The 21678-nt window shown below is 71.1% G+C and carries 18 protein-coding genes; 6 read left to right on the plus strand and 12 right to left on the minus strand.

Translation table 11 applies throughout. From position 1 onward, the window contains the following. Positions 1–42: 42 nt before the first annotated feature. The 3 genes from A6A25_RS35885 to A6A25_RS35895 form a co-directional block, all read right to left on the minus strand. Positions 43–825: a sensor domain-containing diguanylate cyclase gene (locus tag A6A25_RS35885; protein WP_073897879.1), complete on the minus strand. Its 783-nt coding sequence runs from the start codon at positions 823–825 to the stop codon at positions 43–45. Positions 826–891: 66 nt separating this feature from the next. Then, the gene (locus A6A25_RS35890; RefSeq protein ID WP_073897882.1) at positions 892–1776 is read right to left on the minus strand and encodes an exonuclease domain-containing protein; all 885 of its coding nucleotides are present in this window, start codon (positions 1774–1776) and stop codon (positions 892–894) included. Between the two features lie 25 nt (positions 1777–1801). Further along, positions 1802–2359, minus strand: coding sequence for a TetR/AcrR family transcriptional regulator (locus A6A25_RS35895; protein ID WP_073897983.1), 558 nt, complete (start codon positions 2357–2359; stop codon positions 1802–1804). Between the two features lie 239 nt (positions 2360–2598). Between A6A25_RS35895 and A6A25_RS35900 the strand changes: the two genes are divergently transcribed. The 3 genes from A6A25_RS35900 to A6A25_RS35910 are packed head-to-tail and all read left to right on the plus strand — an operon-like array spanning position 2599 to position 8951. After that, positions 2599–3900 carry a serine/threonine-protein kinase gene (locus A6A25_RS35900; RefSeq protein WP_158073878.1) on the plus strand — a complete coding sequence of 434 codons (1302 nt, stop codon included), beginning with the start codon at positions 2599–2601 and terminating at the stop codon, positions 3898–3900. Between the two features lie 2 nt (positions 3901–3902). Beyond that, the gene (locus A6A25_RS35905) at positions 3903–6080 is read left to right on the plus strand and encodes a hypothetical protein (RefSeq protein WP_073897886.1); all 2178 of its coding nucleotides are present in this window, start codon (positions 3903–3905) and stop codon (positions 6078–6080) included. A gap of 51 nt (positions 6081–6131) precedes the next feature. Next, complete coding sequence (locus A6A25_RS35910; RefSeq protein WP_143193617.1) at positions 6132–8951, plus strand: hypothetical protein; 2820 nt, start codon at positions 6132–6134, stop codon at positions 8949–8951. Here A6A25_RS35910 and dnaB read toward each other — a convergent pair. The 6 genes from dnaB to A6A25_RS35940 all read right to left on the minus strand — a co-directional run bounded on the left by dnaB (position 8896) and on the right by A6A25_RS35940 (position 13416). Next, complete coding sequence (gene dnaB / locus A6A25_RS35915) at positions 8896–10257, minus strand: replicative DNA helicase (protein ID WP_073897890.1); 1362 nt, start codon at positions 10255–10257, stop codon at positions 8896–8898. The genes A6A25_RS35910 and dnaB overlap by 56 nt on opposite strands. A 413-nt stretch (positions 10258–10670) precedes the next feature. After that, the gene (gene rplI / locus A6A25_RS35920) at positions 10671–11129 is read right to left on the minus strand and encodes a 50S ribosomal protein L9 (protein ID WP_073897892.1); all 459 of its coding nucleotides are present in this window, start codon (positions 11127–11129) and stop codon (positions 10671–10673) included. Between the two features lie 13 nt (positions 11130–11142). Then, positions 11143–11382, minus strand: a complete 240-nt coding sequence (gene rpsR, locus A6A25_RS35925) for a 30S ribosomal protein S18 (protein ID WP_015805710.1) — start codon at positions 11380–11382, stop codon at positions 11143–11145. 51 nt (positions 11383–11433) lie between these two features. Continuing rightward, entirely contained in the window at positions 11434–11931 is a 498-nt protein-coding gene (locus A6A25_RS35930; RefSeq protein WP_073897894.1) for a single-stranded DNA-binding protein, read from the minus strand. A gap of 11 nt (positions 11932–11942) precedes the next feature. After that, entirely contained in the window at positions 11943–12284 is a 342-nt protein-coding gene (gene rpsF / locus A6A25_RS35935) for a 30S ribosomal protein S6 (RefSeq protein WP_073897985.1), read from the minus strand. 130 nt (positions 12285–12414) lie between these two features. Beyond that, a complete protein-coding gene (locus A6A25_RS35940) occupies positions 12415–13416 on the minus strand; it encodes a hypothetical protein (RefSeq protein WP_073897896.1) in 1002 nt (333 codons plus the stop codon). A gap of 154 nt (positions 13417–13570) precedes the next feature. Here A6A25_RS35940 and A6A25_RS35945 point away from each other — a divergent pair, with 154 nt between their 5' ends. Then, positions 13571–14341, plus strand: a complete 771-nt coding sequence (locus A6A25_RS35945) for a deoxyribonuclease IV (RefSeq protein WP_073897898.1) — start codon at positions 13571–13573, stop codon at positions 14339–14341. Then, positions 14338–15747 (plus strand): glycosyltransferase family 87 protein, encoded by a 1410-nt coding sequence (locus A6A25_RS35950; RefSeq protein ID WP_073897900.1) that lies wholly within the window; start codon positions 14338–14340, stop codon positions 15745–15747. The genes A6A25_RS35945 and A6A25_RS35950 overlap by 4 nt, the downstream gene beginning before the upstream one ends. Here A6A25_RS35950 and A6A25_RS35955 read toward each other — a convergent pair. From A6A25_RS35955 to A6A25_RS35965, 3 genes are all read right to left on the minus strand, one after another. Continuing rightward, entirely contained in the window at positions 15744–17318 is a 1575-nt protein-coding gene (locus A6A25_RS35955; protein ID WP_073897902.1) for a glycosyltransferase family 87 protein, read from the minus strand. The two genes, A6A25_RS35950 and A6A25_RS35955, sit on opposite strands and share 4 nt — an antisense overlap. A gap of 138 nt (positions 17319–17456) precedes the next feature. Next, entirely contained in the window at positions 17457–20333 is a 2877-nt protein-coding gene (locus A6A25_RS35960) for a transglycosylase domain-containing protein (protein WP_274534376.1), read from the minus strand. A gap of 94 nt (positions 20334–20427) precedes the next feature. Continuing rightward, positions 20428–20832 carry a DUF5318 domain-containing protein gene (locus A6A25_RS35965; RefSeq protein WP_198932966.1) on the minus strand — a complete coding sequence of 135 codons (405 nt, stop codon included), beginning with the start codon at positions 20830–20832 and terminating at the stop codon, positions 20428–20430. Positions 20833–21000: 168 nt separating this feature from the next. Between A6A25_RS35965 and A6A25_RS35970 the strand changes: the two genes are divergently transcribed. After that, positions 21001–21546 (plus strand): PadR family transcriptional regulator, encoded by a 546-nt coding sequence (locus A6A25_RS35970; protein WP_073897904.1) that lies wholly within the window; start codon positions 21001–21003, stop codon positions 21544–21546. Positions 21547–21678 lie beyond the last annotated feature (132 nt).

Here is a 21678-nt window from a genome sequence, read left to right on the forward strand (position 1 = left end):
GGCACCTCACGTGCCGGGGGCCCGGTTCGTTCTTCACGGGCTTCAGTGGCGCAGGCGTTCTTCGACGTGCGCGATCACCGAGTGCACCGGTGCCTCACCGTCGCTGGTCACCCAGCACACGCGGACTCCGGTGCGCACGCGTTCACCACCGAGCCGCACCGCCCGCCCGGCCAGCTCGCGCACCCGGGCCGCGATCGGCTCGCCACTGCCGTTCGGGTGCTCCGCGACCACGGCGAACGAGTCGCCGCCGTACCGCGCCACCGTGTAGTCGGCCCGTAAACCCTGCCGCAGCCGCTTCGCCAGCACGGTCAGCAGCTCGTCGCCGCGCTTGAAGCCGTGCGCCGCGTTCACCGCCGCCATCCGGTGCACGTCCGCCAGGACCAGGGACGCCAGCGTGCCCTGGGTGCGTGCCCGGATCAACGCCTGGTCCAGCCGGTCGAGCAGCAGCGCCCGACCCGGCAGCCCGGTCAGCGCGTCGAGCAGCCCGGCGCTGTGCGGAACGTCCGCCTGCACCGGTCGCAGCAGCACCAGCACTTGCCCGCGCACCACGATCGGGTAGTACTCGGCCCACACCTGGGCGTGCGGCAGCACCATCGGGATCGTCAGGGGTGAGCCGGTGCGCAGCACCTGCGCCGCCAGCTCGGCGCAACTGGGCAGCGGCGCCCCGGAGTCGTCGCGGGCGTGGGCGTCACCGAGCAGTGCCGTGGCCATCGGGTTCGCGGCGAGCACCACGCCGTTCTCGTCCTGGAGCAGTACCCCGACCGGCAGTTGCGAGACGAACTCGTCCCACACCGCCCGGGAAGCCGTTGTCTGCACGGTACTCATAGGACTCGTGCCTTCCGCTGAGGCAGGGCCTGTCCGTGAAGAGCCTCCCCGCGGCCGGCGGGCTTTTCAATAGGACTGACGCCACCCGGTCCGGTGATCTTTGGCCGGCGGTGTAACGCCCAGCCGGGCCAGCATCCCGGCGAAGTCCTCCTCGGACACGATCGGCACCCGGTACGCCCGCGCCCGCCGCGCCTTGCTCGACAGCGTGAACGGGTCGGCGGCCACGACCACGCGGGTGGACCTGGTCACGTAACCCTGGCTGACCAGCCCGGCCGACGCGGCCCGGTCCACCCACTCCTCGCGCGGCGCGTGCGTCCGCCCGGTGAACACGACCCGGTCACCGCGCACCAGCGTCACCAGTTCGGGCCGTCGGTGCACCGGCGTGGCCGCGCCGCGCCGCACCTCGGCCACGTCGTCGGGCAGCGGCAGCCGCGGCGCGGGCTCAGCCGCCGGTACGCCGGAACGCAGGTAGTGGGCGAACAGCCGGGCCGTGGCGCGGGCGTCGTGCAACGCGGAGTGCGCCGAGTCGAGCACCACCCCGGCCGCCTCGCAACACGCCCGCAGCGACCGGCCGGCCAGGTTCGGCAGGTACCGGTCGGCCAGGCGCATCGTGCACAGGCCCGTCAGCGGGAGGTCCACCCCGGCGCGGGCGAACTCGGCGGTCAGGAACCGGGCGTCGAACGACAGGTTGTGCGCGACGACCACCCGTTCGGCGAGCCGTGCCGCGATCGCGCCCGCGGCCCGCGCGAACGTGGGCGCGTGCCACACGTCGGCGGCGCGGATCCGGTGCACGTGCTGCGGTCCGAGGTCGCGCCCGGGGTTGAGCAGGGTGCACCACTCGTCGGTCACCCGGCCCGCGTCGTCCAGCCCGACGACGGCCACCTCGACCACCCGGTCCGAACCGCGCGCGGCGAAGCCGGTCGTCTCCACGTCGACCACGGCGTACCCCATGATCGACGAACAGTACCGATCATGGTCACGTCCTCAGTGCGCGGAGCACGAGGTCGACCACCGCGTCGGCGAACTCCCCGGTCAACGGCGCGGTCCGCAGGAACCACCGCTGGTGGACGGGACCCAGCAACAGCTCCACCGCCGCCGACACGTCCACGTCGGCCCGCACCTCGCCCAACCGCTGCGCCGCCCGTAATCGCTCCTCCAACGCCATCCGGCGCGGCATCAGCAGCAACGTCACCAGGTCCGTGCGCTCCTCGTGCACCAGGAGCCGGCAAACCTGGTCGAACCGCCGGTCGGCCAGCTCCTCCACCGCCGCCCGCAACCCGCGCGCGAGGTCGACCGCCAGCACACCACTGGGCAACGCGTCCGTCCCCGCCGGCCCGAACTCCACGAAGGCGTCGAACAGCAGCGGCCCCTTCGACGGCCACCACCGGTAGATCGTCTGCTTGCCGACCCCGGCCCGCGCCGCCACCGCCTCGATGGTCAACCGCGAGTAGCCGAGCGCCTCGACCAACTCCAGCGCGGCCACGAGGATCGCCCGCCTCGAACGGTCGCTGCGCCGCGCCGCGTCGGGTGGCATCTTTCGATCGTAGGCGCAGTTCTCGGGTGCGGGAATGACCCACAACCCGGCGAACCGGTGAGCCTCCACCGCGAACACCGATCCGGTACAGCGGGGCTACTACATCCGGGTGAGGCCTGTAACCATCCGCGCCGACCCGCCGAAAGTAGGGTAAGTCGGCCGCCGCCCCGACTGGTCCGTATTTCCCCGGGCCGGGTCGAGTAATGCGCGCGTGCCCGTTGCAGTTGGAGGCGGCGCCCATGTCCGATGACTTCCCGGCGCAATACCTGCCGATCCGGAAAATAGCGAGCGGTGGTTTCGGCTCGGTCTGGGAGGCGCGCGAGAAGCACGACCCGGACCGGCCGGTGGTCATCAAGATCCCGCTCGCGTTGATGGACGACGAGGATCGCGTGCGGTTCAGCCGTGAGGTGCGGCTGCAGAGCCAGTTGAACCACCCCAACATCCTGCCGGTCCTCGACCACAGCCTGGACATGGCCAATCCGTGGTACGCCGCGCCACTGGCTGAGGGGAACATGGCCGAGGTGTTGCCGGTCCTGAGCGAGTCCGACGCCCTCGCGCTGTTCGGCGACGCGCTGACCGGCGTGGCCTTCGCCCACCGCAACCGGGTGCTGCACCGCGACCTCAAACCGGAGAACGTCCTGGTCTTCGCCGGCAACGGCGGCGGGCGGCGGTACGCGCGGGTCGCCGACTTCGGTCTCGGCCGCGCCTTCACCAGGGACGCCTCGTTCAAGACCGCGTCACACCTCGGCGCGGGCACGCCGGGGTGGGCGGCACCGGAGCAGTGGACCGACTTCGGCGGCGTCGACCACCGGGCGGACATCTACAGCCTGGGCCAAATCCTGGCGTACGTGCTCGCGACGGTGGCCGTGCCCGATTCCCCGCTGACCCGCCGGCTCGAATACTGCGTGCGCACCGCGACCGCGGTCAACGCCGACCACCGCTATCGGACGGCGGAGGAATTCCACGATGATTTCCGGTTGGTCATCGACCACCCGACGTCGTTGCAGCGCCCGGTGGACACGGCGCTCACCATCATCCAAGAGCTGATCGAGAACGAATCCGCGGACCTGGAGAGCACCCGCAAGCTGGCGCAGTTCCTGCTCGAACACCGGGACGACTTCCAACTGGCCACGCGCACGCTGCCCCGATTGCCGTACGTCCTGCTCCAGGCACTGCTCGCGCACCACGCCCCGGCGATGCTGCCCGTACTGGAATCGTACGTCTCCTTCCTCGAAGAACCGCTGGCACTCGACTACGTGATGACGAGCCTGCGTTTCATCGAGGACGTCCTGGGCATATCCCCGGACGGCGCGACGCGGGAGTTGAGCCTGCTCGCGTCGGTCACGCTGGCGACCCGGTACTCGATCGCCGAGGCCAACTACATCGTCAGCCGGTGCGTCTCGGCCGAACGCGACGAGACGGTGATCCAGGCACTGGCGCACCACGTCCGGACCCACCCGGCGGCGGCCGACTGGTGCCGGGCCAACCTGCGGCACTTGAGCCTGCCGCCCGTGCTGCTCCACGCGATCGGAGGTGACTAGCGATGGCGTACGTCTCGGTCCTGGCGGACAGCGTCCGGACTCTCCTGCAGGCCCGTGGCTGGCGGTGTGACGCGACCCGGTTCACCATCCGGGCCGTGGAGCCGACGCTCGACAACATCAAGCACGTGTGGATGGCGGGCGAGGCGATCGCGCTCACCGACACCGAAATCACCCAGGTGCGCCCGACCAGGGTCCTCGTCCCCGACCTCACCCCGGCGAAGGAGGTCGAGCGCATCGAGGAGGCCATGCGCGCCGCGGCCAGGGAACCGCGGGTGAACCGGATCACGCACTTCATCGACATCCTGTGGGACGCGTCCACCGCGGCGGTCCGCGCGCGGCGCGACGCCGAGACGGCGGACAACTTCGAGGGTTTCGTCGCGCCCGACCTCACCGTGCCCGACCGCCACGTCAAGCAGCACCTCAAGCTCGGCGGCGAGCGGGTCTCGGACAACAGGCTCCTGGAGCGAGGGCTGAGCGCGAGCGGCTCGGCGCTGGCGATCCTCGCGGACGCCGGGTTGGGCAAGAGCGAACTGCTGAAGTGGCACGAGTGGCGCCACGCGGTGCAGTACGAGTCGGCGGTCGCCCAGAGAGCGCACACCTACCCGTCGGTGGCCCTCAGAGTTCCCCTGCGGGGCTTGCGCACCCTGTCGCTCGACGCGATCTCGCACTACCTCTCGCGCCCGTCCGACGAGGACCACCTGCCCGCGCTGAACCGGCTGGACAGCGGTCGCTTCCTGCTGGAACTGCTGCGCAGGCAGCGGTTGATCCTGCTGCTCGACGGCACCGACGAGTTGATGATCTCCCGCGCGAAGCTCGAAGAGGGGTTGCGCGAGCTGCGGCGGGCGGTGGGTGACGGCGCCCGGCTGGCGGTGTCCAGCCGGCTCGGCCACCTGAACTCCACCCGCACGATCGGCACGATCTTCGACAGCGGCGAGATCGCGACGATCGAGCCGATGGAGCCGGCAGGCGGGCGTGAGCTGCTGCTGAAGAACGGCGCAGACCCCGCCCGGGCGGACGAAGTGCTCAAGGCGCTGCAGTCCTCGAAAGCGCAGGGCATCCCGCTGTTCCTGCTGCTGGCGTACTACGTCAACCTGAAGGACGAGCTGGACGTCGCCGTGGCGTCGTCCCGGACGAACGTGCTGCTGGCGCTGCTGGAGCTGCTCTGCGTGCGGGACGAGGAACGCCTCGGCATCGACTCCAAGGAGCAGATGGCGGTGCTGACCGACTTCGCGCACTGGACGCACCTGCTGGGCGACCTCAACGAGCACTCCGCGCTGGAGCACCTGGGCATCGACGTCGCCGAGTCGAAGGCGGCCATGATCCTGAACCCGCACGCGCTGCTCACCCGCACGGCGGACGGGATGGTCGTGTTCAAGTACACGGAGTTCCTACTGCTGTTCGCCGCCAAGGCGATCTCCGAGGACTGGCGGCACCTCGGCTTCGATTCCGTGGCCGGTGACCTGCGCGGCACCAAGCTCGACGACATGACGGTCGAGTACCTGGCCCGCCTGCTGAGCTCTGACGACATCGCGCGCGGGTGGTCGAGGGCGAACGGCGAGTACCCGTTGCTCAAGCGCAACGTCCTGGCGATCGCCCTGGCCCGGGTGGAGGACGAGTGCCCGGGTGAGGTCCCGGCCGTGCGGTCGGCGTGCCTGGCCAGGCTGCTGGGTGGGAAGTCGCTGTGCGACACGCTGCTGGCCGACGTCGTGATCCAGCGGCTGGACCTCCAGGGCTGGACGTTGCGCCGCCTCAGCGGATCGGGCTCGCTGACCTACTGCGTCAACGCGAAGCAGTGCGACTACGACGAGTCGGTGCTCCAGTTGAACACGGAGGGCACCGAGTTCCCCAAGGCGACCGACGACGCGGCCCGGCTCGCGCGCGGGTGCGCCCGCCTGGACGCGATGATCAAGCCGCTCAAGCGGCGGTCGGCGGACGGGCTGGTGCGGATGATCAGCCTTGAGGAGTGCACCGATCAGCGCGGGTGGTCGGAACTGCGCCGGGTGGGCGCCGCCGAGCAGGAGCGCAAGTTCGGCGGCGGCGAGCGCTTCTGGGTGCTGACCGAGTCCGGCGTGCGCATGCTGACTCGCTACGCGTTCCGCGAGGACGACAACGCGCTGCCCGGACTGATGTCGGCCGAGCCGGACCTGCGCGTCCTGCTGCTCGCGCTGGGCAACCGGTAACCACGCGGCCGGGCCTTCTGCGGTGCGTGGCCGTGCGCCAGAGTGGTCGTCGTGACAGACGCGCCCGAGGTCCACAACACCACCACGGGTCCGACGGTCGACGGCGTGGTGGTGCAGGCCGGCCACATCGGCGGGAACGTCACCATCGGCTCGGGCGACCGGGTGCCGCGATCGGCCTACCGGGAGCAGGTGCGCCGGATCGCCCCGGAGTCGTTGCGCGATCGCGAGCGGGAACTGGCGCGGCTGACCGAGTTCTGCACCGCACCGGACGGGCGGGCCTACCTGTGGTGGCGTGCGCAGGCCTGGGCGGGCAAGCCGGCGCTGCTGGCCTGGTTCGTGCTGCACCCACCGGCCGGGGTGCGGGTGGTGTCGTTCTTCGTCACCGCCCGTTACGCCGGGCAGAGCGACCGGGTCGCGTTCACCGACGTGCTGCTGGAACAGCTCGCCGAGCTGCTGCACGAGCCGGTGCCCGCCTACTTGACCGAGGCCACCCGCGACGCGCACGTGCTGTCGATGCTGGCCGAGGCCGCCCGCCGGTGCGCCGACCGCGGTGAGCGCCTGGTGCTGGTGGTGGACGGGCTGGACGAGGACCGCGGGGTGACCACCGCGCCCGACGCGCACAGCATCGCGGCGCTGCTGCCCGCCCACCCGGCCGCGGGCCTGCGGGTGGTGGTCGCGGGGCGACCGGAGCCGCCGCTGCCCGCCGACGTGCCCGGTGACCACCCGCTGCGCGACCCCGGCGTGGTCGAGGTCCTGAGCCCGTCACCCCACGCGGCGACGGTCCGCGTCGAGGCCGAGCGCGAGCTCAAGCGGCTCCTGCGCGGCACGTCCACCGAGCAGGACCTGCTCGGTCTGGTGGCCACCGCCGGGGGCGGGCTCAGCAGTGAGGACTTGGCCGAGCTGACCGGGTTGGCGCGGTGGGAGGTGGACGACGAGCTGCGCGCCGTGTCCGGGCGCACGTTCCGGCGGCGGGCGGGCCACTCCGGTGACCGCCCCGAGGTGTACCTGCTCGCCCACGAGGAACTGCAGGACGCGGCGGTGGCGTTCCTGGGCCCGTCCCGGCTGGACGGCTACCGGCAGCGCCTGCACGCGTGGGCCGACCGCTACCGCGATCAGGGCTGGCCGGCGGGCACGCCCGACTACCTGTTGCGCGGCTACTTCCCCGTGCTGCACGCCACCGGCGACCTGATCAGGATGATCGCCTGCGCCCTCGACCCGGCCCGCCACGACCGGATGCTGGACGTCATCGGCGGGGACACCACCGCCCTGGCCGAGATCACCACCGCCCAGGACGCTCTGCTCGACCACGGCCCTGCGGACCTGCGGAACATGACCCGGCTCGCCGCACGTCGGGACAGCCTGGTCGAACGCAACCGCCACGTACCGGTCGCACTGCCCGCCGTGTGGGCACGGCTCGGTCGTCGGGTCCGGGCGCAAGCCCTGGCCCGGTCCATCGCCGATCCGCTCACCAGGGTCGAGGCGATGGCCAAGCTGTGCGAGGCGCTGGTCGAGCACCCGGCCGACGAGGAGGTCGGTGCCGACGACGTGCTCCGTGAGGCCGAGGCGATCGCCCACGAGCGCGATTCCCTGCTGGAACCGGACAAGGCGCTGGCCTTGGTGGCGAGCGCGGCGGCGCGGGCGGGGCACCTCGATCACGGCGTTGCCCTGGCCCACAACGTCTCCGGCGCCCGCCGTCGGGCACAGGCGCTGAGCGACGTGGCGGCGGCCGGCGCACGAGCGGGGGACGTTCGCGGCGCCACGGCGGTGGCCCGGACCATCCCGGAACGGTTCCCGCACTTCCAAGCGCTGCGGGAGGTGGCGAAAGCGGCGGCGCGGTCCGGCGACCTCGACCAGGCCGTCGCGGTCGCCGGCGAGGCCACCGACTCGCGTGAGCAGGCCGAGGTGCTGAGGTGGGTGGCGGAGGCCGGAGCACGCACAGGGGACTTCCGGGGCGCCGCGGCGGTGGCCCGTGCCATCGCCGACCCGGTCCAGCGCGCTTGGGCGCTCGCCGGGATGGCCGAGGCGGCGGCGCGGGCAGGCGACTCCGACCACGCGACGGGGTTCGCCTCCGACGCCGTCGCGGTGGCTGGGATCAAGGCCGGACGGCACGACCGGACGACCGCGCTGGTGGCGGCGATCCGGGCTGTGTGCTGGGCCGGTGATCACCACCGCGCCGCGGGCCTCGCTCGCGCGATCTCGGACCCCGGTGACCGGGCACGGGCACTGGCCGCGGTCGCCGAGGCCGTGGCGCGGACCGGAGACCTCGACCGCGCCGCGACGATCGCCCGTGAAGCCGAGTCGGGCCGACGCACGGCCGCTGATCGCCCGAGCCCTGCGGCTCGCCGACTGGCGGGAGGCCGTCGACGCCCTCGCCGCGGTCGAGCCCGCCGCGCTGACCGACGTCGCCGAAGCGTTCCTCGCCGAGACCGCGACCCGGTGATCACCAGGCCGCGAACCCTCCGCCCAGTGGCTCACGGGGTCGGCCGGAACGCGTCCCGGTGGTCCTGGACCCAGGTGGTGAAGGCGGTGGCCGGCCGTCCCAGTATCCGGGGGACGTCCTGGGTCAGGACGGCGTTGTGCCCGGCTCGGGCCCAGGCCATCCCGGTGAGGGCCGCGGCCACGGCCGCCGGATCGGTGCCTTGTCGCAGCATCTGCTCACGGGCGGTGTCGAGGGGGAAGTCGACCGTGGTGAGTTCCGCCGCCTCATGGGTGTCCCTCCTGCCGCGTTCCGCCGGGGTGAGCTGCCAGCCCCCACCTCGTGCCGAGCGCGGGCGGACACCTGAGACCAGGGCCTTCCGGCGACGAACCGAGCCGGTCAGCCCTGGGCGAGGTCGGCGAAGCGGCTGTAGTGCAGCTGGTGGGCGACGGTGATGGTGGCGGTCGGGCCGGCGCGGTGCTTGGCGATGATCAGGTCCGCCTCGCCCGCGCGGGGGTCGTCGCGTTCCCAGGCGTCCGGGCGGTTGATCAGGATCACCATGTCCGCGTCCTGCTCGAGCGAACCGGACTCGCGCAGGTCGGACAGCTGCGGTCGCTTGTCGGTGCGCTGTTCCGGACCTCGGTTGAGCTGGCTGATCGCGATCACCGGCACCTCGAGCTCCTTGGCGATCAGCTTGAGGTTCCGGGAGAACTCCGAGACCTCCTGCTGACGGGACTCGGTGCGCTTGCCCGACGACATCAGCTGGAGGTAGTCGACCACCACCAGCCGCAGGTCGTGGCGCTGCTTCAACCGCCGCGCCTTGGCCCGGATCTCCATCATGGTCAGGTTCGGCGAGTCGTCGACGAACAGCGGCGCCTCGCTGATCTCGCTCATCCGCCGCGCCAACCGCGTCCAGTCGTCGTCACTCATCCGCCCACCGCGCATGTCCCCGAGCCGGATCCGCGCCTCGGCCGACAGCATGCGCATGACGATCTCGGTGCGCGACATCTCCAGCGAGAAGATCGCACTGGTCAACCCGTGCTTCACCGAGCACGACCTGGCGAAGTCCAGTCCCAGCGTCGACTTGCCGACACCGGGGCGGGCCGCGACGATGATCATCTGGCCGGGGTGCAGGCCGTTGGTCAGTTCGTCCAGGTCGGCGAAGCCGGTGGGGATGCCCAGGGACGAGCCGCCGCGCGAGGCGATGGCGTCGATCTCGTCCATGGTCGGCTGGAGCAGTTCCTCCAGCACCACGTAGTCCTCGGTGGTGCGGCGCTCGGTGACCTCGTAGATCGCCGCCTGGGCCCGGTCGACCACCTCGTCCACGTCGGCGCCCTCGGCACCGTTGTAGCCGAGCTGGACGATCCGCGTGCCGGCCTCCACCAACCGCCGCAGCACGGCCTTCTCGGCCACGATCTCGGCGTAGTAGGAGGCGTTGGCGGCCGTCGGCACGGTCGCGATCAGGGTGTGCAGGTACGGCGCGCCACCCACGCGCAGCAGCTCGCCCCGGCGTTCGAGCTCGGCGGACACCGTGATCGGGTCGGCCGGCTCGCCCCGCCCGTACAGGTCGAGGATGCAGTCGTACACGGCCTGGTGCGCGGGCCGGTAGAAGTCGTTGGGCGCCAGGACCTCGACCACGTCGGCGATCGCGTCCTTGCTCAGCAGCATCCCGCCGAGCACCGACTGCTCGGCGGCGAGGTCCTGCGGCGGCTGCCGTTCGAAGCCGGGCTCGGCCATGCCCCGGTCGTCCACCAGCGCCACCGTGAGCTCACCCCAATCTGCTGCCGTGCGGTTCGTTGTACCTCGTGGGTCCGACAATCCCCGCCACGCCACGCCCGTGGTCCAGCGACGCTAGAGCCACCTGGATGGCGTAGGCAAACCCGCCTGTGGACAACTCGGTGGACAGCTTGGGGATGGGTGCGCCGAGCTGACCACAGGGCTGGGGAAACCTGTGGACAACCTGGGTACAACTCGGGTCCAGACGAAAGTTCCCGCAGGTCAAGTCCTGTGGATAAGTTTGTGGAAAAGTCGTGTGTCAAACCTTCGGCGTGTCGCGTGTAACCGCGGCTACGGCGTGTCGCGCACAACGTGTCACACGAGTTGTCCACAGCCGGACGTGCGAAAGCGCCGCCCGACCAGAACACCTGGTCGAACGGCGCTTCCGGGGAAGAACGTCAGAGCGCGTTCGCGACCTCGACCGAGAGCGACACGGTGACCTCCGGGTGGAGCCGGACGTTCACCGAGTGCTTGCCGAGGGTCTTGATGTGACCCGCGATCTCGACGGCCCGCTTGTCCAGCGTCGGGCCGCCGGCCGCACGCACGGCCGACACGACGTCGGACGAGGTGACGGAGCCGAACAGCTTCTTCGAGCCCGTCGCGGCCTTGGCCTTCAGCGTCACGGAGCCGAGGCCCTCCAGCGAGGCCTTGATCTCCTTGGCGTGGTCCAGGTCACGGACCCGGCGCGTCTCCTGCGCCCGGCGGATGACCTCCACCTGCTTGGCCGCGCCCTTGGTGGCGACGATCGCCAGGCCGCGGGGCAGCAGGTAGTTGCGGCCGTAGCCGTCCTTGACCTCGACGATGTCGCCGGGGCCGCCGAGGCCGGTCACGTCAGCGGTGAGGATGAGCTTCACGATGCCGTCCCCTTTCTCAGCGAGCGGTCGAGGTGTAGGGCAGCAGGGCCATCTCGCGGGCGTTCTTGACGGCGACCGCGACGTCGCGCTGGTGCTGGGAGCAGTTGCCGGTGACCCGGCGGGCGCGGATCTTGCCCCGGTCCGAGATGTACTTCCGGAGCAGGGTGGTGTCCTTGTAGTCGATCAGGTTGGCGTTCTTGTCCTTGCAGAACGCGCAGACCTTCTTCTTGGGCTTGCGCACAGGCGGCTTGGCCATGTGTGAACTCCTGGTATTACGCAGTGAAGTGTGGAGTGGACCGGTGCCGGTCTAGAAGGGGGGCTCGTCGGCGAAGCCACCGGAGCCGGCCGGGGGCGCGGAGCCCCACGGGTCGTCGGCCGGGGCGCCACCGCCGCCACCGCGGGACTGACCGCCGCCGCCGAAGCCGCCGCCGCCGTCCCCGCGGCTCACCTTGTTGACCTTCGCGGTCGCGTAGCGCAGCGAGGGGCCGATCTCGTCGACCTCAAGCTCGATGACGGTGCGCTTCTCGCCTTCCTTCGTCTCGAAGGAACGCTGGCGCAGCCGCCCGGTCACGACCACGCGCGAGCCGCGGGTGAGCGACTCGGCCACGTTCTCCGCGACCTGGCGCCACACGTTGCACCGCAGGAACAGCGCTTCGCCGTCCTTCCACTCACCGCTCGCCCGGTCGAACGTGCGGGGGGTGGAGGCCACGGTGAAGCTCGCCACCGCGGCGCCGGACTGGGTGAAGCGGAGTTCGGGATCGGCGGTCAGGTTCCCGACCACCGTGATCGTCGTCTCGCCTGCCATGTCGGGCGCTCCTAGGCCTTGGCCGCGGCCTTGGCGGCGATCCGGGCCGCGGTCTTCGCGGCCTTGGCGGGCTCGCGCCGGATGACCTTCGTCCGGAGCACCGTCTCCTGCAGGCCGAGCTGGCGGTCCAGCTCCTTCACCGCGTCGGGGGTCGAGATCAGGTCGAGGACGGCGTAGATGCCCTCGGAGTTCTTGTTGATCTCGAAGCTCAGCCGGCGCTTGCCCCACACCTCGACCTTCTCCACGTTGCCACCCGTGGTGCGGATGACGTTGAGGAACGTGTCAAGGGACGGCGCGATCGTGCGCTCGTCGAGACTGGGGTCGAGGATGACCATCACTTCGTAATGACGCATGAAGACCACTCACCTCCTGTGGACTCGGCGGCCACGGACGTTCCGTGGCAGGAGGGTCGTCGCGTCAGCAACCCGTGAAGGGTAACAGGCCGTGAACGGTGCCTTTCACCTGGGCCTTCGAGCCGGCGTCTCAGGCGACGGCGCGGCGCAGCACCCAGGTGCGCACGAGCGCGCCCGTCACGCACGACAGCAGCAGCACGGCCAGCAGCACGGGAGCCGCCACACCGCCGCCCATCCGGCCGGAGCCGGGCAGCGCCTGAGCACGGCCGGCGGTCTGCACGCCGTCGTCGTCGTCGGCCTCGGGCACGCCGTAGCCGGGCCGGTAGCCGCTCACGCCACCGCCGTAGCGCACGCCCGGTGACGGCGCGTACCGGCCGGGCACGGCGAACGGCAGGGAGCCGTAGCTGAACAGCGGCACGCGGCCGAAGTTGCCGCCCCACGGGTTCGTGCCGTACAGCGGCACGTCGAGCCCGCCGACGCCGCCGACCGGGCTGTTCGCCGGTGCCTGGCCGTTCGGGCTGGTGCCGGGCCGGTCCGTGCCGGGGGTGCCGCCGGGCTGACCGGTCTGCGGCGGCGGGTTCGGCGTCGGCTTGGTCCCGGGCAGCCCCGGCAGCTGTCCGGTGGCCTGCTGCGAGGCGTCCGCGAGCGCCCGCGACCCGTCCTGGACGGGCGCGGCGGCGGTGTTGACGGCCTGCACGGTGACGCCGCACAGCTTGGTCAGCTCGGCGCGCACCGCGTTGGACAGGGTGACGATGATCGGCCCGAGCAGCGGCAGCTTGACCAGCTCGGCGTTGACCTTGTTCGCGATGTCGCCGCCGGTGATGACGTCGGTGCCGGTGCCGACGGCGCCGATCGGGATGGGCGGCAGGGCCGAGAACGCCTGGCGGAACGGTTCGGCCAGCGGCGGCCCGAGCAGCGGGACGGCCCGGATGAGCTGCACGATCGGGTCGAGCACGGCGGTCGTGCTCAGCGCCACCGGTGTGCCCGGCGCGCCCTGGACGGTGGTCGCGCAGCTGCCCACGACGACGGGCTCGGCGGCCACGGCGGAACCGGAGCCCGCGGCGGCGCCGGCCGTGCCGACCGCGAACACGACAGCCGTCGCGCTCACCAGCCGAGTGAGCCGGATCCGCATGTCTGGCCTCCTGGCGTACCGCCCGCGCGTCCCGTTTCCTACTTACAAGTAACGAGCGTAGGTCCTGATAGTGACGCGGACCATCCCCCTCGTTGATAAATTTGCTATCGCCGGCGGTCGGCGGTGCGTTGCAGCGCCCGACTACCCTCACGGCATGCGCATCGGGGCCCACGTCCGCGACGACGACCCGCTCGGCGCCGCCGCCGACCGCGGCGCGGACGTCGTGCAGTTCTTCCTGGCCGACCCGCAGGGCTGGAAGGCGCCGAAGCCGCACCCCCAGACCGACGGGTTGCTCGCCTCCGACCTGGAGGTCTTCATCCACGCGCCGTACCTGGCCAACGTCGCGTCGCTGAACAACCGCATCCGCATCCCGTCGCGCAAGATCGTGCTCCAGCACGCCGAGGCCGCGGCGAAGGTCGGCGCCAAGGGCCTGATCGTGCACGGCGGTCACGTCACCAAGGGCGAGGACCCGAACGAGGGCATCGCGAACTGGCGGAAGATGTTCGAGCGGCAGGCCGCCGGCGGCGGGTTCGCGGTCCCGATCCTGATCGAGAACACCGCGGGCGGCGAGAACGCCATGGCGCGCACGTTCGACATGCTCGGCAGGCTGTGGGACGCGGTGGGCGAGTTCGACGCCGGGTTCTGCCTGGACACCTGCCACGCGTTCGCCTCCGGTGAGGACCTGGTCGGCATCGTGGACCGGGTGAAGGCCATCACCGGGCGCATCGACCTGGTCCACCTCAACAGCTCGCGCGACGAGTTCGGCTCCTCCCGCGACCGGCACGCCAACATCGCGTCGGGCACGATCGACCCCGAGCAGCTGGTCGCGGTGGCCGCCGCCGCCGGCTCGCCGGTGCTGGTCGAGACACCGGACGAAGGGCAGGCGCAGGACATCGCGTTCCTCCGCGAGCACTTGGGCGGGTGAGCGTGACACGGGAGGTGGTGGCCGTGCCGGAGCGCGCGGACGCCGGTTCGCGGTTGCCGCGGTTCGGCCGGGTCGCGCTCGCCGCGGTCGTCCTCCTGTGCGGGCTGACGCTGTTCGCCGGCTTCCTCAACAAGGACCGCTGCACCGGGCCGGAGTTCGACCAGTGGGGCCGCAGCGCGCCGGACTACGAGCGGCGCAACAAGGCCGAGGTCTGCTACTCCGACATCCAGCACCTGTGGATCGGCCGGGACATCGACCGGCACGTGTTCCCGTACGTCAACGGCAGCATGAACAGCAAGGGCATGCTGGTCGGCGGCGTGGTCGAGTACCCGGTGCTGACCGGGCTGCTGATCTGGGCCGGTGCGATCCTCGCGGAGACCGACGCGGCGTTCCTGCTGTTCTCGGCGTTGCTGATGGCGCCGTTCGGGCTGGCCACGGGGTGGCTGCTGGGCAAGCTGAGCCGGTGGCGCGCGCTGGTCTGGGCGCTGGGCCCGCCGGTGGTGCTGTACGCGTTCCACAACTGGGACCTGCCGGTCGTGTTCTGCGCGGTGGCGGCGGTGTACGTGGTGCACCGGGGCTGGGGGCGGCGCGAGCGGCCGTTGGTGGAGCGCGCCCTGGCGGCATCGGTGCTGCTGGGGATCGGGTTCGCGTTCAAGCTCTACCCGGCGGTCTTCGTGCTGCCGCTGTGCCTGTACGTGCTGACCGGGGGTCCGGGCGGGCGGTCGCTGCCGGGCGGGGTGCGGTACGACGTGGCGGGCGCGGTGCGGGTGGCGGCGGCCGCCGTGGTGACGGCGGTGCTGATCAACCTGCCGTTCGTGGTGGCGGGGCCGGAGGGCTGGCAGGCGTCGTTCGCGTTCCAGGGCCTGCGGCGGGTCGACATCACCACGAACTCGATCTGGTTCTGGTCGATGCGGCCGTTCATGCCGGACGAGACCATGCAGGCGCTGGTCGGGCTGCTGTCGCCGGTCGGGATCATGGCGTCGTTCGCGCTGGCCTGCTGGCTCGGGTGGCGGCGGTACCTGGCCGAGGGCAGCTACCCGTGGGTGCCGGTGTCGGCGGCGATGCTGTGCGGCTTCCTGCTGCTGCACAAGGTGCACTCGCCGCAGTACACGCTGTGGCTGGTGCCGATGTTCGTGCTGCTGCGGGTGAACTGGGGCTGGGTGGCGGCGTACTTCGCGGCGGACCTGGCCATGGGCATCGGCATCTTCCGCTGGTTCTACGCGATCGAGTTCGGCGAGCCGTCCGGCATCTACGACGGGTTCGCGGCGCAGGCCGTGGTGATCGGCGTGTGGGGCCGGGCGGCGCTGCTGGTGGCGTTGTTCCTGGCCTTCCTGAAGTCGGACGTCACCTTCACCGACTTCACGCCTGCCCGCCGCCGCCGTCCGGCCGCACCCACTTCTGCCTAGCTTCCCGTGCCGGCGGCGACCGCGGGGGCGTCCTCGCGCCGCCGCTTGAACCGCAGCGCGAACCGGTCCGGTGCGCCGTCGAAGACACCGCCGCACGGGTCGTCGTCGCCCGCCTGCCGCACCTTGTCCAGGCTCGGCCGGTAGATCTCGCGCACGATCATCGCGCACAGCACGATCACCGCGACGTCACGCGCGACGACCGTGCCCAGGAACCAGTCGATCGGCAGGCCCTTGTTCTCCACGCCCAGGTAGAAGAACATCCGGGGCACCCAGACCAGCGCGTCCACCGCCATCCACGCCAGCAGCGGTTTCCACCGCGGCAGGGCCAGCACGGCCAGCGGCACCAGCCACAGCGAGTACTGCGGGCTCCACACCTTGTTCGTCAGCAGGAACGCGGCCACCACGAGGAACGCCAGCTGCGCGAACCTCGGCCGCCGCGGCGCGGACATGGCCACGAACCCGACCGCCGCGCAGCACACCAGGAACAGCACCGCGCTGACCGCGTTCAACACCTCGGGCGCCTGGCCGTGCGCGAGTCCGGGGTCGAAGCCCTGCCACCCGGTCCACTGCGCGATCACGTTGTACAGCGAGTCCGGGTCGACGCCGCGCTCGGTGTTCAGCCGGAAGAACTCCCGCCACCCGTCCGGGTAGAGCCACGCGATCGGCGCGTTTACCAGCGCCCACGTCGCCAGCGTCGCGCCGAACGTGGTCCACCCGGCCTTCAGCCGGCCGGACCGCCAGCACAGCAGCAGCAACGGCCCGAGCAGGAACAGCGGGTACAGCTTCGCCGCGCCGCCCAGCCCCAGCAGCACGCCAGCGAGCGCCGGCTTCTTGCGCGCCCACGCGAGCATGGCCGCGGTCGCGAACGCGGTCGCCAGCGTGTCGAAGTTGGTGAACGCGTGCACGATCACCAGCGGGGACACCGCCACCAGCACCGCGTCGTACGGCCGCCGCCTGGCCAGTTGCGCCACCGCGTACGCGGTCACCAGCCACGCCAGCGCCAGCCACAGCGCGGTGATGTTGAAGTACACGATCACCGTCATCGGGTTCGGCAGCCACCCGGACGAGGCGATCGCCGTCCAGCCCTGCGCCATGCGCGCGTTGAGCAGCTGGAACATGCCCGTCAGCACCGGGTACTCCATGTACCGCACGTGCGCCGTCGGCTTGCCCTCGTCGTCCACCCAGGACGTCTTGTAGGGGAACGTGTCCGGCTTGTCCAACCGCTCCGCCGTGTACAGCGGCACGGTGTCGGAGTAGCACATCGCGGTGAACTGCTTGCTGCCGCGCCAGTCGAGCTGCACCACGCCGTTGTCGTCCACGTACTGCTGGATGCACGGCGACTTCTGGAACCACGCCAGCGCCAGCGTCACGACCGCGAACAGCAGCACGACCCGCAGCGGCGTCCAGAACCACTGCCGGCCGACTGACGCGTGCCGTCCGACCGGCCCGCCGATCGACCTGCTCGCGTTCCGGGCCAGCGGCTCGGTCCACGTGGGGTTGACCCGCTCCTCGGGGGTGAGCGAGTCGGTGTCGTCGGCGTTCGTCCGCGAGGGCTCCGAGGGGCTGGCCACGGTGACGGATGCTACGGGCACGGGTCAACGGAGGATGTGAGGTCGACGCGAACCGCTGCGGCCGCCGGTGCCCACCCGCACGCGAAGAGGGGCCCGGCACTCGGCCGGACCCCTCTCGACGTGCGCTGACCCGGGTCGCTAACCCGTTGGCGGACTGCCGTTGCCGATCGGGTCGGGCTCGTTCTGGTCCGTCGTGGTCGGCTGGGTCGGGCAGGCCAGGCCCACGCACGGACGGGTGGTCGTCGGCTTGGACGTCGTCGTCCGACCCGTGGTCGGCTGAGTCGTCGTCGACCGGTTGTCGTTGTTGTCGTCGTCGTCGTTCTTCTTGGTCGTCGTCGTGGTGGTCGTGGTGGTGGTCTTCTTCGGCGGGTTGTCGAACTGGTTCAGCTTCCGGGGCTTCGGGAAGGGCTCCGGCGGGGTGCCTTCGAGCGCCTTGTCCATGAACCGCTTCCACAGCTGACCCGGCAGGCCACCACCGAAGATCGGGTTGCCCTGGGCGTCCTTCAACGCCACGTTGCCCTCGTCGCGACCGACCCACACCGACGCCGACAACGACGGCGTGTAGCCGACCATCCACGCCTTCGAGTTCTGGCTGGCGTCGTCGGGGAGCTCGTGCGTACCGGTCTTGCCCGCGCACTCGCGGCCCGCGCACGGGATCCTCGAGTACGTGAGGACGGGCTTGAGCGACTCGGTGACGTTGTCGGCGATGTCCTGGTTCTTCTGCGGGTCCGGGTCGAACGCCTGCCGGGACACGTCGACGTGCTGGTAGACGGCCTTGCCCTCGGCGTTGGTGATCTTCGAGATGAAGAACGGCTCGTGGTAGGTGCCGCGCGCGGCGAACGTGGCGTACGCCGACGCCATGTCGAACGGCCGCACCTGCGCCTCGCCACCACCGATGGCGATACCGACGTTGGGTGCCCCGCCGTTCTCGTTGACCAGCAGGTTCTTCTTCACGCCCTGCACCTCGACGGTCTTCGGGATGCCCGCGGCGTGTGCGGCGTCGGCGACCGGCTGGGTGCCGATGTCGAGCACCATCTCGTAGAACACCGTGTTCAGCGACATCCGCATCGCCTCGCGGATGGGACACTCCTCACCGCACGAGTTGTTCTTGTCGGAGGCGTTGCGGATGGTGATGCTGGTGCCGCCGAGGTTGAAGGTCTTCGGCGAGCGGCCGTCGTAGGTCGTGCCGAGGCCCTTGCCGTTCTTCAGGGCGGCGACCAGGTCGAACGGCTTGAACGACGAGCCGGCTTCCTGGAGCGTGTTCTTCGCGTAGTCCAGGCCGGTGCCGTCGGCGCCCGCGTAGTACGCCCGGACCGCACCGGTCTGCGGGTCGATCGCGGTGAGCGACGACCTCAGCTCCTTGGGCTGCGGGCCCATGATCTCGTCCACCGCCTGCTCGGCCGCGAGCTGCTTCGGCGGGTCGATGGTGGTGTGGACGGTGACGCCGACCTTCTGCGCCTTCTCGACGTCCCACTCGACCTTGTCCATCTCCTGGAGGACCTGGTCGCGGATGTGCAGGCGCGGCCCGCTCAGGCCGGACTGGTCGGCCTGCTCCACCGGCACCGGCATCTCCGTGGAGCCGCGGTAGGCCTGGTCGATCCAGCCGTGCTTGAGCATCTGGTCCATCACGTAGTTCCAGCGCTCTTCGCGGTACGCCGGCTGCTCCGACCGGCCCGGGTTCTGGATCATGCCCGCCAGCAGCGCGGCCTGCGTGTGGGTGAGGTCCTTGAGCTGGACGTCGCCGAAGTACGCCTTCACCGCGGTCTTGATGCCGTAGCCGCCACGACCGAAGTAGATCGTGTTCAGGTACGCGGTCAGGATGTCCGGCTTGTCCTGCTGCTGGGACATCTTGTACGCGGTGACCGCCTCGGTGAACTTGCGGGTCAGCGTCATGTCGTCCTGGTCGGTGGCCTCCTTGACGTACTGCTGCGTCAGGCCCGAGCCACCGCTCTGCTCGCCCTTGAGCTGGTACCAGCCCGCGCGGGCGATGGCGGTCAGGTCGAAGCCGACGTTCGTCATGAACGTCGGGTCCTCCGCGGCGAACACCGCGTCCTTGAGCGTCTGCGGCAGCTCCTCGTACTTGACCAGGGTGCGGTTGGCGTCACCCGGCGCGTACTTGGTCATCTCCGTGCCGTCGGCGTACAGGATCGTGATCGCCTTGCCCTGGTCGGCCGCGACCGCCTCGGGGTTCGGCACCTCGACCACCTGGTAGGCGATGGCGAACGCGACGACCGGTGCCAGGAGCATCAGCCCGAGGGCCACGTAGGTGGTGCGGCGCACGCGACGCCAGACCTTCTTGCGACGCACGGCGCGGGCCTCCTCCTCGGTCAGCTCCTCGTCGTACTCGTCGTCGTAGAACGGCTCCAGCTCGACCTCGTCCTCGCGGTGCGTGAGGAGTTCGGGCTCGCGGGGCGCGGTCTGGTAGACGGGCGGGAGCAGGTCGGTCGGCTCCTCGCCGGGTCGCCGCTGCGGACCACCGGGACCGGCGGGTCCACCGGGGCCTCCGGGACCGCCCGGCCTGCGCGGACCACCGGGGCCGCCGACGGGTGGCCGGCCGCCTGGCGGCACGGGGCCACCGGGCGCACCGGGTCTGCGCATGCCGCCGGGAGGCGTGTTGGGGCGCTGGGGCGGGCCGCCGGGCACGTTGCCCGCGACGGCCGGGCCGTCGGGACGCGCACCGGGTACCGGGCCGGCGTGCCTGCCGCCGGGACCACCGGGGCCCGCCGGCCTGCGCGGCGGTGGGCCACCCCGGGGGATGCCACCGGGCGGGGTGCCACCCGCCTGCGGGAAGCCGCCCGGTGGCGTGCCCGGACGGGCGAACCCGCCCGGCGGGGTGCCGTGCCTAGGGCCGGGGCCGTCGAGCGGTGAGCGCGCGAAACCACCTGGCGGGGTGTTCGGACGCTCCGGCTGATCCCCGGCTCCGTGGCGCGGTGGGTGACCGCCGCCGTCCGGGTCCTCCCCGGTCGGCCATTGCGGCTCCGCGCCACGATGCCTGTCGTCATGCTGGTCGTTCACGAAATGGCCTCCCAGACCGGCGTGCCGTCGCACGCGGTTCGGTGGTCGTACGCCGCTGCTCCTCGCCGGAGCGGCGCCCGTGGTCGGAGCAGGTTCACTCCGCCGCGGTCCTCCTGCGTGGCTTGCGAGAGTTCAGGCCACGCGTTCCCAGGACGTATGACTGCACCAGGTGGTTCCAACTACATGTGCGGCAAACTTCGACCACGTACACGGTGAACTCCTCGAAGAGGGTCGCCATGCGGGCCAGCTCGTCTGCGGTGCGCGCGGATCCGGCCGCGTGCTTGAGCTCGTCGCCGTAGACCCAGGACACGTGGGTGAGCGGTTCCTTCCGGCACACCGGGCAGGTCTGCTCGGTCGGCCGGCCGTGGAACTTCGCAGCTCGCAGCAGGTACGGGCTGGCGTCGCAGACCTCCATCGTGCCCACTCGGCCCGCGTAGACCTCCGCCAGCAGCGCACGGCGCTGCAAGGCGTAGTCCACGACCTGGCGTTGGGTCGACACGACGACCAGAGTACGTGCCGCTCCAACCCGGCCGATGGGCCGTTCAGGGCAGTGGGCCGAAGGTAGGGGTGGCTGTGTGCCACGCGACACGGCATCGGCGTGCGCGGATGTATCGCACCGATATACTGAGCACACCCATCGGCGCTCACCTGAGCGGGGAGGTGCTACGTGCTGGAGTTCGCGGTCCTGGGCCTGCTGCACGAAGCGCCCATGCACGGCTACGAGCTGCGCAAGCGCTTGCACGAGTTGCTGGGGGCGTTCCGCGCGTTCTCCTACGGGACGCTGTACCCCACGTTGCGCAAGCTGCAACGTGGCGGCCTGATCGTCGAGGAAGTGCCCGAGGAGGACTCGGCCCGGTGGGGCCGCCGGGCGCGCAAGGTCTACAAGCTCACCGCGGAGGGCAAGGAGAGGTTCGCCGAACTGCTGGCCAACGCCGGACCCCAGACGTGGGACGACGACTCGTTCGGCGTCCACCTGGCGTTCTTCTCCCGCACCCCCGCCGAGATCAGGATGCGCATCCTCGAGGGCCGCAGGCGCCGGGTCGAGGAGCGCCGCGAAGGACTGCGCACCTCGTTATCGGCCACCAGTGAACGCATCGACCGGTACACCCGGGAGCTGCACCGGCTCGGGCTGGAGAGCACCGAGCGCGAAGTGCGGTGGTTGAACGAGCTGATCGCCCACGAGCAGGCCGAACAGCGCGAGCGGGACCAATAACCCCCGAATACGAGCACGGAAGAACTAAGGAGGACTCGGCATGGGCGACAACCGCCGCACCGTTCGAGTGGCCATTGTCGGGGTCGGCAACTGCGCGGCGTCGCTGGTGCAGGGCGTCCACTACTACCGCGA

Origin of the sequence: Saccharothrix sp. CB00851, from assembly GCF_001905065.1 — a bacterium.
In the GTDB taxonomy this organism is placed as follows: Bacteria; Actinomycetota; Actinomycetes; order Mycobacteriales; family Pseudonocardiaceae; genus Actinosynnema.

Bases quoted from the DNA above. Each gene is read 5' to 3' on its own strand.
- A6A25_RS35885 (WP_073897879.1), bottom strand. From the start codon at position 825: ATGAGTACCGTGCAGACAACGGCTTCCCGGGCGGTGTGGGACGAGTTC.
- A6A25_RS35890 (WP_073897882.1), bottom strand. From the start codon at position 1,776: ATGGGGTACGCCGTGGTCGACGTGGAGACGACCGGCTTCGCCGCGCGC.
- A6A25_RS35895 (WP_073897983.1), bottom strand. From the start codon at position 2,359: ATGCCACCCGACGCGGCGCGGCGCAGCGACCGTTCGAGGCGGGCGATC.
- A6A25_RS35900 (WP_158073878.1), top strand. From the start codon at position 2,599: ATGTCCGATGACTTCCCGGCGCAATACCTGCCGATCCGGAAAATAGCG.
- A6A25_RS35905 (WP_073897886.1), top strand. From the start codon at position 3,903: ATGGCGTACGTCTCGGTCCTGGCGGACAGCGTCCGGACTCTCCTGCAG.
- rpsR (WP_015805710.1), bottom strand. From the start codon at position 11,382: ATGGCCAAGCCGCCTGTGCGCAAGCCCAAGAAGAAGGTCTGCGCGTTC.
- A6A25_RS35930 (WP_073897894.1), bottom strand. From the start codon at position 11,931: ATGGCAGGCGAGACGACGATCACGGTGGTCGGGAACCTGACCGCCGAT.
- rpsF (WP_073897985.1), bottom strand. From the start codon at position 12,284: ATGCGTCATTACGAAGTGATGGTCATCCTCGACCCCAGTCTCGACGAG.
- A6A25_RS35940 (WP_073897896.1), bottom strand. From the start codon at position 13,416: ATGCGGATCCGGCTCACTCGGCTGGTGAGCGCGACGGCTGTCGTGTTC.
- A6A25_RS35945 (WP_073897898.1), top strand. From the start codon at position 13,571: ATGCGCATCGGGGCCCACGTCCGCGACGACGACCCGCTCGGCGCCGCC.